Origin of the sequence: Streptomyces sp. NPDC060000 (assembly GCF_042737375.1) — a bacterium.
GTDB lineage: Bacteria > Actinomycetota > Actinomycetes > Streptomycetales > Streptomycetaceae > Streptomyces.
On sequence record NZ_JBHWUU010000088.1, the window covers coordinates 1 to 11,964 of the forward strand.

The 11,964-nt window shown below is 72.3% G+C and carries 13 protein-coding genes; 12 read left to right on the forward strand and 1 reads right to left on the reverse strand.

Features of this window, described 5'->3' with window-relative positions:
• From ACFWBB_RS35115 to ACFWBB_RS35150, 8 genes are all read left to right on the forward strand, one after another.
• Positions 1–447 (forward strand): phosphopantetheine-binding protein (locus tag ACFWBB_RS35115; protein ID WP_385280930.1); only part of this gene is annotated, 447 nt, incomplete at its 5' end.
• Positions 448–522: 75 nt separating this feature from the next.
• Positions 523–1,296, forward strand: a complete 774-nt coding sequence (locus ACFWBB_RS35120; protein ID WP_385280935.1) for a 2OG-Fe dioxygenase family protein — start codon at positions 523–525, stop codon at positions 1,294–1,296.
• Positions 1,293–2,408: a M20/M25/M40 family metallo-hydrolase gene (locus ACFWBB_RS35125; RefSeq protein WP_385280938.1), complete on the forward strand. Its 1,116-nt coding sequence runs from the start codon at positions 1,293–1,295 to the stop codon at positions 2,406–2,408. Before ACFWBB_RS35120 ends, ACFWBB_RS35125 begins: the two co-directional genes overlap by 4 nt.
• The gene (lysX, locus tag ACFWBB_RS35130) at positions 2,405–3,301 is read left to right on the forward strand and encodes a lysine biosynthesis protein LysX (RefSeq protein WP_385280941.1); all 897 of its coding nucleotides are present in this window, start codon (positions 2,405–2,407) and stop codon (positions 3,299–3,301) included. Before ACFWBB_RS35125 ends, lysX begins: the two co-directional genes overlap by 4 nt.
• The gene (locus ACFWBB_RS35135) at positions 3,298–3,714 is read left to right on the forward strand and encodes a hypothetical protein (RefSeq protein ID WP_385280943.1); all 417 of its coding nucleotides are present in this window, start codon (positions 3,298–3,300) and stop codon (positions 3,712–3,714) included. The genes lysX and ACFWBB_RS35135 overlap by 4 nt, the downstream gene beginning before the upstream one ends.
• A gap of 5 nt (positions 3,715–3,719) precedes the next feature.
• On the forward strand, positions 3,720–5,012 hold the full coding sequence (locus tag ACFWBB_RS35140) for a DegT/DnrJ/EryC1/StrS family aminotransferase (protein ID WP_385280946.1): 1,293 nt from the start codon (positions 3,720–3,722) through the stop codon (positions 5,010–5,012).
• A gap of 3 nt (positions 5,013–5,015) precedes the next feature.
• Positions 5,016–5,873 carry a transketolase gene (locus tag ACFWBB_RS35145; RefSeq protein WP_385280948.1) on the forward strand — a complete coding sequence of 286 codons (858 nt, stop codon included), beginning with the start codon at positions 5,016–5,018 and terminating at the stop codon, positions 5,871–5,873.
• Entirely contained in the window at positions 5,870–6,907 is a 1,038-nt protein-coding gene (locus ACFWBB_RS35150; protein WP_385280951.1) for a transketolase family protein, read from the forward strand. The genes ACFWBB_RS35145 and ACFWBB_RS35150 overlap by 4 nt, the downstream gene beginning before the upstream one ends.
• Before the next feature lie 12 nt (positions 6,908–6,919).
• Here the strand turns inward: ACFWBB_RS35150 and ACFWBB_RS35155 are convergent, their stop codons facing one another.
• Positions 6,920–7,822 (reverse strand): GNAT family N-acetyltransferase, encoded by a 903-nt coding sequence (locus ACFWBB_RS35155; protein WP_385280954.1) that lies wholly within the window; start codon positions 7,820–7,822, stop codon positions 6,920–6,922.
• A gap of 225 nt (positions 7,823–8,047) precedes the next feature.
• Here ACFWBB_RS35155 and ACFWBB_RS35160 point away from each other — a divergent pair, with 225 nt between their 5' ends.
• The 4 genes from ACFWBB_RS35160 (at position 8,048) to ACFWBB_RS35175 (ending at position 11,949) form a co-directional block, all read left to right on the forward strand.
• Positions 8,048–8,485 (forward strand): hypothetical protein, encoded by a 438-nt coding sequence (locus tag ACFWBB_RS35160; protein ID WP_385280957.1) that lies wholly within the window; start codon positions 8,048–8,050, stop codon positions 8,483–8,485.
• The gene (locus tag ACFWBB_RS35165; RefSeq protein WP_385280959.1) at positions 8,482–9,501 is read left to right on the forward strand and encodes a BtrH N-terminal domain-containing protein; all 1,020 of its coding nucleotides are present in this window, start codon (positions 8,482–8,484) and stop codon (positions 9,499–9,501) included. Before ACFWBB_RS35160 ends, ACFWBB_RS35165 begins: the two co-directional genes overlap by 4 nt.
• The gene (locus ACFWBB_RS35170; RefSeq protein ID WP_385280962.1) at positions 9,498–10,607 is read left to right on the forward strand and encodes a TauD/TfdA family dioxygenase; all 1,110 of its coding nucleotides are present in this window, start codon (positions 9,498–9,500) and stop codon (positions 10,605–10,607) included. The genes ACFWBB_RS35165 and ACFWBB_RS35170 overlap by 4 nt, the downstream gene beginning before the upstream one ends.
• Before the next feature lie 250 nt (positions 10,608–10,857).
• The gene (locus ACFWBB_RS35175) at positions 10,858–11,949 is read left to right on the forward strand and encodes a transaldolase family protein (protein WP_385280965.1); all 1,092 of its coding nucleotides are present in this window, start codon (positions 10,858–10,860) and stop codon (positions 11,947–11,949) included.
• Positions 11,950–11,964 lie beyond the last annotated feature (15 nt).

Consider the following 11,964-nt stretch of genomic DNA (forward strand, 5'->3'; position numbering starts at 1 on the left):
ACCCACCTCCCCACCGCCATGATCCCCACCTACCTCACCCACCTCACCCACCTCCCCCAACTCCCCAACGGCAAGACCGACCACAAACAACTCCCCTCTCCGACCAGGGTGTCGGGCGACCGGGTGTCCGTCGCCCCGCGCACCACCGACGAGTTGGTCATCGCCGAGCTGTGGTCCGAGGTTCTCGGGGTGCGGGACATCGGCGTCCAGGACGACTTCTACGACGTGGGCGGTGACTCACTGCGCGCGGTGCAGATGTTCCAGCTCCTCTCGGACGTCGGCTCTCCGGTGCCCCTGGCCGTCCTGCTCGGCAACCACACCATCGAGCAGCTCGCCGCCGGGCCCGGCGGTGACACGGAGTCGAGCGCAGCCCTCACCACGGCGTCAGGCGCGGATGCGGGCACGGATTCCAGCGTGGATGCGAGCCCGGAGGCCCTCGCCGTCTGAAGAACACTCCCCCGTACCCGTACCGACCCCTCGACAGCGCCCGTCGTTCTCGGGCTGCCGAATGGAGAACTCCGTATGGCCACCGCACCCACGCTGCTCGCCGAGGACCGCACCACGGCGACCGACATCACCGGATCCGAGCTCTTCCGCGAAGGTTTCACCGTCCTGCGCGCGGGGCGCTCGCCCGAACGTTTCCCGCCGGCCGAACTGGCCTCGTTCCAGGCTCTCTGGGACGACCTGGTGCTCGACGAGAACCTGGCCGACGGCAGTACCTACCGCTACCGCCGCTACGGCCGGGTGCGTGCCGAGGCCGGAGTGGACGGTACGCGGTTCACGCCGCTGGCACACGCCCGGTTCCAGCAGTCCGCCGAGCACATACCGATCCACATGGGCAGGTCCCGGCACTTCGAGCCGGTCGCCCGGGCCGACCTCTCGCATCCGGTGCTGCTGAACCTGCTCGCCGAGGGGCTGCGGCTGATCGGCGCCGGAGACGGTCGCCGGCGGTGGGAGATCGGACTGCACCTGGTGCGCACGGTGGCGGGCGAGACCCCCGGTCTGCCGACCCCCGAGGGCCGGCACCGCGACGGACACGACTACATCGGCATGCACCTGCTGGGGCGCCGCAACTGCACCGGCGGCGAGTCCATCGTCTACCGCGACGGACTGCCCGACACCCGGCTGACCCTGACCGACCCGCTGGACGGGATGGTCGTGATCGACTCGGCGATCATGCACGAGGTCACGCCGATCACCGCGCTCACCGGCGACGGCGCGGGCACGGGCGTACGGGACATGCTGCTCTGCGACTACAACGCGATCGGCGCCGAGAGCCGGGAGTCCCGGCCGTGAACCATCCCGGCTCCTCCACGGTGCACTCCGCGCCCGACCCCGTACCCCTCCTGCTCGACCTGGTGTCGACGCCGTCCGTGTCCGGCGGCGAGGAGAGCGCCGCGCACCTCTTCGTCCGGCGGCTCGACGCCATGGGCTTCACGGCGTACGTCGACGAGGCGGGCAACGCCATCGGCGAGACCGGCGCCGCGGAAGGACCGGTCATCATGCTCCTCGGACACATCGACACGGTCCCCGGCGTTCTTCCCGTCGCTCGTCGCGGCGAGCTGCTGCACGGCCGCGGCACCGTCGACGCGAAGGGCCCGCTGGCCGCGATGGCCTGGGGCGCGGCGCGCGCCCGTGCCGCCGGTGTGCGGGCACGGATCGTGGTGGTCGGGGCCGTGGAGGAGGAACGCGAATCGCGCGGTGCGCTGCATCTGATCGGCCGGCACGCCCCGGACGCGCTGGTGATCGGTGAGCCGAGCGGCGTGGACGGGGTGGTGCTCGGCTACAAGGGCATCCTGCGTCTGCGCTACGAGGTCGAGCGGCCGGCCGCGCACACCAGCAGTCCCGAGGAGAAGGCCACCGAGGTCGCCACCGGATTCTGGTCCCGGCTGCGGGACCGGCTCGCCCGGTTCCACCCGGACGCCCCGTTCTTCGAGCGGGCGCTGCCCGCCCTGGTGGGCATGTCCGGCGACATCGAGCGGGCAACGCTGGACATCTCGTGCCGGATGCCGCCCGGCTTCGACACCGACGGCTTCCTCGGCTGGCTCGACGAGCAGGCCGCGGGCGGCCGCGTCACGGTCGTCGAGCGCACCGAGGCGGTCCGCTCGCCGCGTACCGACCCGGTGGTGCGGGCGCTGACCGCCGCGATCAGGGGCCGCGGGCTGCGGCCCGTCCCCAAGGTGAAGCTCGGCTCGTCCGACATGAACGTCGTGGTGCCGCACTGGAATTGTCCGGTCGCGGCCTACGGTCCCGGCGACGCGAGCCTGGACCACACCGATCACGAGCACATCGACCTGCGCGACTACCGGCTCTCTGTCGACGTACTGACCGATGCCCTCGGGCTCCTCGCCGATTCGCTCGGCGGGGTTCCGGTGGGCGCCGGCGAGAAAGCGGGGGTATCCCGATGACCGAACCCACCACACCCGCCGCGTCCGCCGTCCACGGCGGCCCGGACGCTCCGATCGCCGTGCTCCACTCGCGGATCCGGATCGAGGAGCGCCTGCTGCTGGAGGAGTTCGACCGCCGCAAGGTGGCCTACGAGCTCCTCGACTCGCGGACCGCGGTGTTCCGCCCGGACGAGCTACGGCTGCCCTACCGGGGCGCGCTGAGCCGGGAGATCTCGCACACCCGCAACGTGTACGCGACCCGCATCCTGGAACACGCGGGGCTGACGGTCGTGAACAGCCACGACATCATCACGACCTGCGGCGACAAGCTGCTCACGACACTGCGGCTGCTGGCGTCCGGCATCCCCACCCCGCGGGTGATGGTCGGTCTCACGCCCGACGCGGCACTCGACGCCCTGGACGGGTTCGGCTACCCGGCGGTCACCAAGCCGCTGACCGGCTCCTGGGGCCGGCTCGGTGCCCGGTTGAAGGACCACGAGACGGCGGAGGCGGTCCTCGAGTACAAGGCCGCGCTGACCGGTACACAGCACCAGATCACGTACGTCCAGGAGTACATCGACAAGCCGGGCCGCGACATCCGGGCGTACGTCTTCGGCCGCGAGGTGGTCGGCGCGATCTACAAGTACTCGGATCACTGGCGTACGAACACGGCGCGCGGCGGGCGCCCCCAGGTCTGCCCGGTCACCCCCGATCTGGAGAAGCTCCTGGTCGCGACCGCCGAGGCGATCGGCGAGGGCGTGCTCGCCGTGGACCTCCTGGAGGGCCCGGACGGCGAGGTGTTCGTCAACGAGGTCAACCACACCCCCGAGTTCCACGGTGCGATCGACGTCCTCGGCACCGGCATGGTCGGCCGCTACGCCGACTACGTCCTCGGCCGGCTGGACCCCCGGTGACGACCCCTTCCGACGGCCGCCCCGGCCACAACGCGCTGGAGATGATCCCGATGAGTACGCAGACGAGGCCCACCCGCGTCACCACGATCCCGCTGGCCGCACCCCTGGCCTGCGACGGCAGCCTGCTGCCCGTGCCGGCCGGCCACTACGACTGGATCCGCCTGCTGGTCTCGCTCGACGACGACGCCGAGCTGGACGAGGAGGTGTGGCTGCACTACCGCGAGGGCGCCGACCCCGAGTGGCTGCGTGGCACCGGCACCACCGACGACGGCCGTCGCACCGCCCGCATCCCGGTGCCCCGCCGCGAGGAACTGCTCGCGCTGCGGCTGCCGAACCGTGCCGGGATGGCCGTGCACACCGCCGACTGCGTCGGCCGCGTTCCCGTGGCCGACGGCCTCTCGATCGGAGTCTGATCGTCATGTCCAAGCTCGCCATGTTCGGCGGCACCCGCACGGTGACCGCCCAGGACGCGGATCCGGCACTGATCGGCTGGCCGGTGGTCACGGACGCCGAACGCGCCTCGGCCCTACGGGTCTTCGACAGCGGCCAGTTCACCTCCAACAACACCGACGGCGAGGTGCAGCTCCTGGAGCGGGAGTGGGCCGACTACGTCGGCGCCGCGCACTGCGCCGCCGTCTCCAACGGCACCGCCGCCATCGCGCTGGCCCTCGCGGCCGGCGGGATCGAGCCGGGCGCCGAGGTCCTCGTGCCGGCCCTCACCTTCGTCGCCAGCGCGATCGGCCCCGTACAGCAATCGCTGCGACCGGTCTTCGTGGACATCGACCCGGTCACCTTCTGCATGGACCCGGCTGCCGCCGAGGCCGCGATCACGCCTCGCACCAGGGCGATCGTGGTGGTCCATCTGCACGGTCTGCCCGCCGACATGACCGCGTTCCGCGCGCTCGCCGACCGGTACGGGCTGCTGCTCGTCGAGGACGCGGCCCAGTCCCACGCGGCGACCTACCGGGGCGCCCGCACCGGCTCGCTCGGTGACATCGCCACCTTCAGTCTCAACGTCGTCAAGAACCTGCCCACGTGCGGTGAAGGCGGACTGGTCACCACCGACTCGGCCGGTCTGCACCGCCAGGTGGAGCTGCGCCGCCAGTTCGGCGAACAGCTCCAGGGTGCCAAGGAGCGCGACTACCGCTCCCGCGTCCTGGCCGGCAACGAGAAACTGAGCGCGGTCCAGGCGGCGTTCGCCCGGGCCCAGCTCGCCCGGCTCGACGAGTACCACGCGGCCCGCACCCGCAACGTCGAGGCCTTCCTGGACCGGATCCGGCACCTGCCGGGCATCGTGGTGCCGCACACCCCGGCCGACCGCACCCACGCCTGGCACATCCTGCGGCTGCGCTTCGACCCGGCCGCGATGGGCCACGCCGGGGTGGCACCGGGTGCGATGCGCTCGATCCTGCGCCGCGCGCTGCGCGCCGAGGGGATACCGGTGCAGCCGTACCAGGTGCTGCCGCTGCCCGGCCAGCCCGCTTTTCGCGAACTCGGCCACCGGGCGGAGGACTTCCCGGTCACCTGTGAGGTCATCGAGGACTCGCTGACGCTGCAGCGCTGGCACCTCAACCCGGCCTCGGGCCCGGTCCTGCAGCGCATCGCGGACGGCTTCGAGAAGGTCTGGGGCCACCTGGACGTGCTCGGCACCGCGGCCGCCGGCATCGACCACCGTCCCGCGTGGCACGCGGCCGAGAAGGCGGGGGTCTGAGCGATGACCACCGTGACCGAGACAACCGGCACGTTCTGCGCGCTTCCCACCCCCGAACTCGCCCAGCTGGTCCGGGAACGCGTCCTCGAGATGGGCACCAGCGCGGACGGCACCCACATCGGCGGCAGCCTGTCGGCGACCGACGTGCTGGCCCTGCTCTACAACGAGGTACTGCGACTGCGGCCCGAGGAGCCCGACTGGGCCGACCGGGACCGCTTCATCCTCAGCAAGGGACACGCGAGCGCCGCCCTGTACGCCGTGCTCGCCGCCCGGGGCTTCCTGCCCGCCGAGGAGCTCGCCTCGTACGGGGTGACCGGCGGCCGCCTCGCCGGGCACCCGCTGCGCCGGCTGCCCGGCGTGGAGTTCCCCTCGGGCTCGCTGGGCCACGGCCTCTCGCTCGGGGTGGGCAGCGCGATCGCCGCCCGGCGCCAGGGCCGTGGCAGCCGGGTCTTCGTGCTGATGGGCGACGGCGAGATCCAGGAGGGCTCGGTGTGGGAGGCCGCGATGTCCGCGGCCCATCTGCGGCTCGGCAACCTGACCGCGGTCGTGGACCGCAACCGGCTCCAGATCACCGGGTACACCGAGGAACGGATGGGCCTGGAGCCACTGGCGGACAAATGGCGCAGCTTCGGCTGGGAGACCGTCGAGGTCGACGGTCACGACCTGGACGCCCTGCGCGCGGTGTTCACCGCACCGCCCGCCGCCGGTGACCGGCCCACGATGGTGATCGCCGAAACGGTCAAGGGCAAGGGTGTCCCGCTGTTCGAGGACAAGAAGAAATCGCATTCGGTGAAACTCGGCCCGACTCTGCACCGGCGCGCGCTCGGCGGTCTGCGGGCCCGTTCCAGGAGGCAGCCGTGACCGTCGTCGAATCCGTCGAGAACACCGACGACACCGCGGACACCGTCCTCGTCGACGCCTGGAAGGAGAGGTATGCGCGGGCGGCCCGCGACGTCTACCGGGCGACCCTGCTCGACATCGCCACGTCCGACCCGCGGATCTTCGCCGTGGACACGGACATGGGCGGTCTCGAGGACACCTTCGAGGCCGCGCTCCCGGGCCAGTACGTCAACCTGGGCATCGCCGAGGCGAATCTGATGGGCGTCTCGGCGGGACTCGCCGCGGACGGCCTGGTGCCGTTCGCCAACACCATCGCCTCGTTCGCGGCCACCCGCGCCTGTGAGCAGGTGAAGGTCGACATCGCGGGCAACAACCTGCCGGTGCGCATCGTGGGCACGCACGGCGGTTTCTCCGCCGCGCACTACGGCCCCACCCATCACGCCCTCGAGGACGTGGCGATCCTGCGCACCCTGCCGAACCTGACGGTGGTGGTGCCGGCCGACGCGGCGGAGACCGAGTACGTCATCCGGGCGATCGCCGACACCACCGTCTTCCCCGGCCCGGTCTATGTGCGGCTCGGCCGCAAGGCCACCCCACTGGTGCACGACGGCCCGTACGAGTTCCGGATCGGCAAGGCGGACCTGCTGCGGGCCGGCCACGACGTGACGATCGTGGCGACCGGGCCGCTGCCGGTCTGCGAGGCGCTCGCCGCGGCCGATCTGCTGGCCGGTCGCGGTATCGCCGCCCGGGTCCTCAACATGCACACCGTCAAACCAATCGACGAGGAGGCCGTACTCGCCGCGGCCCGGGAGACCGCGGGCCTGGTCACGGTCGAGGACCACGTGCTGGTCGGCGGCCTCGGCTCGGCGGTCACCGAGCTGACCGCAGAGCGTTCACCGTGCCGGGTGCGCAGGATCGGCGTACCGGACGGCTTCCACGACGAGGTCGGCAGCGAGCGTGAACTGCTCGCGCTGGCCGGAGTGAGCGCCGAGCGGATCGCCGAGGCCGCCGAGGAGGTCGTCCGGTATGGCTCCCAGGAAGCTTTCGAACAGTAGGGAAGGGGTCGCTCAGCCCCGTCCCGGCGAGCGGGGCGCCGGATCCGTGGGACGGATGCGGCACAGCGCGAGGACGGGGTCGGCGACCGTGCGGGGCATCAGGAAGGGCGCGATCCCGGCCGGGCCACGGCCGAAGGTCAGCAGATCCCCGCTTCCCGGGTCCGCGTCGACGCCGTCGGCGTGGACGGCCAGCAACTCCCGCCACCGTGCACGCACATCGGCCGGACCCGCCCAGGCGTCCGTGCCGATGTGCCGGACCGGTCCGGTCCCGCCCGCCCGCGCACCGCGCCGGGCGACCCCCGCGAACTCGTCCGTTCCCCGATGCGTCCCCAGAACGGCGGCGATCCTGCCGTCCCCGGTGACGAACCAGTCCAGCAGCGCGGCCTCCTCGGGCAGTGTCCCGGTCGGGTGCGGATGACGGACGGGCTCCGGGGGCCCGGCAAGCGCACGCTCCATCGTGACCTCGCTGAGCGGCTTGTCGGGGTTGGGGAGGTAGCGGACGGTCCGGTAGCCGAGCCGGGCGTACACCGGAGGATTGCCGCGCTCCACGACGGCGTCGAGGACGACCAGGTCCGCGCCGCCCGTGACCGCCTCGGCCTCCAGCGCGCGCACCAGGCGCCGGGCGAGACCCGTACCGAGGGCTTCGGGGGCCACGCCGAGCCGGCGCACCTCCCAGGTCCGGGGACCCTTGGGCATCGCTCGGATGCTGCCCAGGAGTTCTCCGTCCGCGTCCCGGGCGATCCACAGTCCGGCGCCCGCCGCGAGATCGGCGGTCACCACCTCGGCGGACTCGAATGCCCCGTCCGGCCGCGGCAGTCCCGGCAGCGGGTCCGAATCGGCGAACGAGGCCCGCGTGACGGCCGCCACCTGTCCCGCCAGTGCGGCGGTGACCGACGGACCGGCACCGAATCCCATGAATGCAATGTCTATCGCACTGTCAAGGAGGTTCATATGGCGAACCTAGTGGATTCCGTTCGGCCGAGGGTGAGAGAAGAAGAATTCATCCCGGTCTCCCTGGACGGCCTTTTCAACGGAAAAGGTGTTTCCGCGCCGAGGCGTTGGCCCACCACCGGTGGTTTCAATGTGTGGGGCAATACGTTTCCCGCGGAAGGACTGCCCGGCGAGGACGGTGAGACGGTCGTGGAGGGAACGCCCTTCCGGCTGCCGAACCAGGGCCCCGCCGCGGCCGGCACCACCCTGGACAACCTGCGCTGCCGGGGCCAGCTGGTGCGGCTGCCGGCGACCGACGTCCAGTGGATCCATGTACTGGCCGCCGCCGAACGCCGTACCGAGGACGAGTTGACGCTGCACTACGCGGACGGTGCGGCGCGCCGTCAGTGGCTGCGCATCTCGGACTTCTGGCCGGAGACCGACCAGCGCTTCGGCGAGCTGCTGGCCTTCCGCACCCGCTACCTCATGTATCCCCGGCACTCCCAGCACAACATGCTGCCGTCCGTCTGGTCGCAGCGGGTGCCGGTCACCGTTCCCGGTGCCGTGACGGCCGTGGAGCTGCCCGACAACCCGGCCATGCACCTGTTCGCCATGACCCTGGAGACCCGAAGGACGGTAGAGGCATGAGGGTGGAGCTGCCCAACATCTCGCACTGGCGCCACGACCTGGGGCACTGCCTGCACACCACCATGGGGGTACTGCTCCGACACCACGGCCTGGACCCGCTCCAGGTCCTCGGCGCCCACTGGGGGTTCTTCCACCGGCCGGGGGACATCCGCCGCGAGGAGTACTTCTTCCCGCTGCACCGCGAGGGCCTGCTGGAGAGCATGGCGCCGCACCACCCGGTGTGGTCCCGCTGGCACTGGCCGAAGGACGCCGCGTCGGGCTGGCAGGAGGTGCGGGCCGCGGTGCTGGCGGGCGCGCCGGTCGCGGCCGCGGCGGACAACTTCCATCTGCCGTTCCGTCCCGCCTACCGGGATGTGCACACCAACCACCTGCTCACGGTGTACGGCTTCGACGACGAGCGCGAGCTGGTCCTGATCGCCGACCCGGTGCCGCCACGTTTCCAGGGGGCCATCCCGATCGGTCAGTTCACCGACGCGCGTGACTCGGCGAACCCGGTGCTGCACGACCGGGACCTGTTCTTCACCGACAACCCGGTGGCCAACCGCTGGCTGGAGGTCGGCGTCTCCGGTGAAGTGCCCGTGCACGACCGGGACTTCGTCCGGAGTGTCCTCGATGCCAACGAGCGGGGGTTCGCGACCGCCCAGGCCGGCCCGGAGCTGACGGGCCTTTCGGGCCAGCAGCGGTTCCTGGACGAGCTGGGCGACCGGCTGGCGGCGGGTGACGAGTCGGTGATCGACGAGACGTTCATCGTCACCGGCGCGGTCCTCGCGATGACCGGTGTGCACGGCGACTACCTGGCCGCGACGGCCCGGGAGTTCGACTCCCCGGCGCTGCTGGAGGCGGCCCGCACCGTGGACCGGGTGGCGCATCACTGGAGCGCCCTGCGCATCGGTGTGGCGATGGCCCGCGACGAGCCCGCCGTGGCCGAGACGTCCGTACGCAACCGGGCCAAGCACCTGCTGTCCGACCAGGAGCTGGCCCTGGACCGGCTGCGCGCCGCGGCCCGAGCCCTGTGAGCGGGTACCGCGAGGCCGCGCCGCCGACGGCGCCCGCCGCCCGGACGCGGCCCGGCGCCGCGTCCGACCCGGCCCACCCCACTCCCCCGACCCTCACCCGAGAGGCCACCATGCCGGAGATCCAGGTCCACAGCGTCCCCCCGCACCTGCGGGAGGCGTTCACCGAGGCGGTGTGCGAGCGGGTCGCGGCCGGCGCCCGCGGCGACTCGGTGCTCGGCCGCCCCGAGTGGCAGCTGCCCGAGCCGCTCGCCGGGGCGCTGCGCGACTGGATCGGCAGCCCCGACCCGGCCGACGGGTTCCGGGTGGTCCGCGGCCTGTTCGACGGCTTCGCCGAACCGGGGCCGACTCCCTCGCACTGGTCCACCGCCGACCCCGACGACTGCGCGGCGCACGATGTGGCGCTGGCACTCACCGCCCGGCTGCTCGGCGGCGTGTTCGGCTGGACCGATCAGCAGGACGGCCGGATCGTGCACAACATCCTGCCCAGCCCGGGCTACGAGGGGATGCAGGTCGGCGCGAGCAGCACCGTGCCGCTCGCCTGGCACACCGAGGACGGCTTCCACCCGTCGCGGGCCGATCTGCTGCTGCTGGCCTGCCTCCGCAACCCCGACGACATCGGGACCCGCCTGGCGGGCATCCGCCGGGCCCCGCTCTCCGGGGCCGCCGTCGAGCAGCTGCGCAGGCCGGCGCTGGTCATCGAGCCGGACGACAGCTACGAGGACCAGGACGCCGCCCACGAGGAGCGGATCGGCATGGCCACGGTGTGGGACGGGGACGGGGGTCTGTGCGTGCGCTACGACCCGTCCTACACCCGGGTGCTGACCGAGGACGCCGCGTTCGCGGACGCGTACCGGCAGCTGGGCGACGCGTTCGAGGAGTGCGGGTTCATCGTGCCGCTGCGGCCGGGCGACCTGCTGATCGTCGACAACGACGCCGTGGTGCACGGCCGTGTGGCCTTCCGGCCCCGTTACGACGGCAGCGACCGCTGGCTCAAGCGGGTCCTGGTCCGCGCCCCGCGGACACGCCCCCGGCGGGAGGTGCTGGAGCACGGCTACCACCAGGTGCGGGTCGACCCCGAGCACCAGCTGGTCACGGCGGACGCCTGAAAGCGGGGCCGGCGTGCGGGCCCGTCGATTCTCGCCCGTTCCGGGCTCGATGTAAAAGAATTCTCATGGACTTTGTCAGCTCTCCACCGGATTCCCCGTGTAACTGACAAGGACTGTTCGGCGGATTGGCCCCGGGCTCCCCGTTCTCCCTACCTTTCGACTCAATAGCAGGAATCCGAACGCCCAGCGGAATGGGGGACCCGTGACCATGTCCTCACTCGAACGGTGGGCCAGGGCCGAGAGTACGAGGATGACGGCCACTCCCCTGAAACAGCTCGCCGCGGAAGGCGTGTCCCTGTGGCTCGAGGGCGCCGGCCGGCGAGAGCCCTTCGCCGGGGAACTGGAGCACTTCCTGGCCACGTACGGCATCACGGGCGTCGGGTGCGTCTTAGACGGCCTGGGCGCGCAGCTCGACCGTGGCGAACTGCGCTCCCGGCTGGGCGAGTTGAGCGCCTATTGCGCGGGCCCCGCGGAGGCCGCCCGCGCTCTGTCCGGTCGCGAGGCCAGGGCGGTCTGCGACGCGCTGCTGCCGGTGTGGCGGCGGAGCCGGGGCGCCGAGGGGCAGGTCTGCGCCCCCATCGGCCACACGCTGGACGCGGCCGCCGCGCTCGCCGAGGCACGTTCGCTGCACTGGACCGTGGACCGGCCCAACCTGCTGGTGCGGCTGCCCGCCGACCCGGTGGGACTGGCCACCATGGGTGACTGCCTCGCCGAGGGCATCGGCGTCGCCGCGGGCCCCGTCTACGGCGAGGAGCAGTACGAGGACGTCCTGGACACCTGGATGTTCGGTCTGGAACGGGCTCGCGAGGCGGGGCTGGAACCCGGCCGGATCCCGGTCGCCGTGCATGTGCCGGTGAGCGAGATCGAGTCGGCGGTACGCGTGTCGCTGGCCGGGCACACGGGCCGCACCGCGGAGGGTCTGCGCCGGAGCATCGGCGTCGCGGTGGCCCGGCTGGTCTTCACCGCGTACGAGCGGGGACTGGACAGCACTCGCTGGCGGGAGCTGGTCCGGGCGGGAGCCCAGCCACACCGTCTGGTGTGGTCCGTGGACGGGGAATCGGCGGACCGACTCGCGGGCGGGCTGGTGGCCGAGGGGACCGTCCAGTCGCTCACCGCGGAAGGCTTGCGCCTGCTGTCCGGCGCGGTCGTCCCCATGGAGGGCGACACCCTTTCGGGCCGGGCGCCCAGCGCCCGGGAGGACCTGCGGCTCCTGGCGGATCTGGGCGTGGACTGGCCCGGCCGGGTCCACGAGCTGCGCCGGGCCGCACCACGCCGCCAGTACGAGGCCTGGCACGACCTGGTCGACGCGGTCAGCCGAGCTCTGAAACGGGTGGACCGCTGATCCGCAGGGCCGTGG